2 protein-coding genes are annotated in these 1,361 nt (G+C 64.8%); both read left to right on the top strand.

Going from position 1 to position 1,361, the window contains the following annotated elements; translation table 11 throughout:
* On the top strand, positions 1-281 hold a 281-nt coding region (locus FJ980_RS31920), incomplete at its 5' end, for an AraC family transcriptional regulator (RefSeq protein ID WP_140547483.1).
* Between the two features lie 106 nt (positions 282-387).
* Complete coding sequence (locus FJ980_RS31915; protein WP_140547482.1) at positions 388-1,335, top strand: cupin domain-containing protein; 948 nt, start codon at positions 388-390, stop codon at positions 1,333-1,335.
* Positions 1,336-1,361 lie beyond the last annotated feature (26 nt).

Below are 1,361 nucleotides of genomic sequence, written 5' to 3'. Positions count from 1 at the left end.
CCGTCGAGGCGCTCGCCAGGATGATGGGCGCCTCGCGATCGGGCTTTGCCGAGCGTTTTGCCACCATTGTCGGCGAGACGCCGGCCAGGTACGTCACCCAGGTGCGCATGCACCAGGCCCGACAATGGCTGGTGCGCGATCGCCAGAAGATTTCCGTCGTCGCCACACGCCTGGGTTATGAGTCGGACGCCGCCTTCAGCCGGGCCTTCAAGCGCGTCATCGGCTCGGCTCCCAGCCACCTGCGTGCCGAGGAACATGCTGAGATCCGCCAGGCCGGCTGAAGCGGCAGGCCGTGACTCCAGGCTGGAGCAATTCCGTCCGGAATTGCCCGAAGAGGTACAGCAGTTCAGCGTTTCCGTGGGACGCTGAACTGCTGTAGGAATCGGCATGGACTTGACCTCGCCCAACGACACTGTGCCGGCCCCGGGGGGTGCGTTGACCGAGATGTTGCGCGCGCTGCGCCTCGAGGGCGTCGACTATGGCCGCTGCGAACTGGGCGCGCCTTGGGCCGTGCTCTTTCCGGTGCAGAAGGCGGCGCGGTTTCACTTCATCGGCCGTGCCGGATGCTGGCTGCTTTCGCCACTAGGCGAATGGATGGAACTGAAAGCCGGCGATGCATTGCTGTTGCCGCGCGGCGCCGAGCATATCCTTGCCAGCGCACCCGGTGTACAAGCCGAACCGCTCGAAAGCTACAGCGTCGAGCCCCTGCAGGACAATGTCTACGCCGTCTCGAACGGCGGCCATGGTGCAAAAACGCTGCTGTTCTGCGGCAGCATGCACTTCAACCACGATGGCTCGCATCCCCTGCTGGCCATGATGCCGGATATGCTGCGCGCGAAGGAGCTGATGGCCGGCGAGCCAGGCATCCCGCATTTGCTGGAAGCCATGGCCGACGAGGCGACGAGGAACCGGGCCGGCTCCGGCATGATGCTGGCGCGGCTGGCCGATGTATTGGCCGCAGCCATCATCCGCTCCTGGGTGGAGAACAGCGCCGGTGACATCACGGGTTGGATCTCGGCGATCAAGGATCGGGACATCGGCCGCGTGCTGGTCGCCATCCGCGAGAACGAGGAACGGACCAAAATGCTGGGGTACGACACCTTCTCCAACAAGCTCGCCGCCGTGGTCGTCTCCGGCGCCATCTGCGCGGCGTCGGGCGCTGCCTATGCGCTGCTGTTCGGCTATGTCGGCTCGAGCTTCGCCTCGGTACAGTACTCGATCCTGCCGCTGCTGTGGGTGCTGCTCGGCGGCGCCGCCACCACGCTCGGACCGCTGATCGGCACGCTGTTCATGTACTATGGTATCGACGTCAACAGCGGCTTCGCATCCGACTAGCTCTTGATCGTAGTCGTCGAGTTGAT

Source organism: Mesorhizobium sp. B1-1-5, assembly GCF_006443065.1.
In the GTDB taxonomy this organism is placed as follows: domain Bacteria; phylum Pseudomonadota; class Alphaproteobacteria; order Rhizobiales; family Rhizobiaceae; genus Mesorhizobium.
The sequence above is the reverse complement of the archived record's forward strand: the minus strand, read 5'-3'. Positions and strand labels throughout refer to the sequence as shown.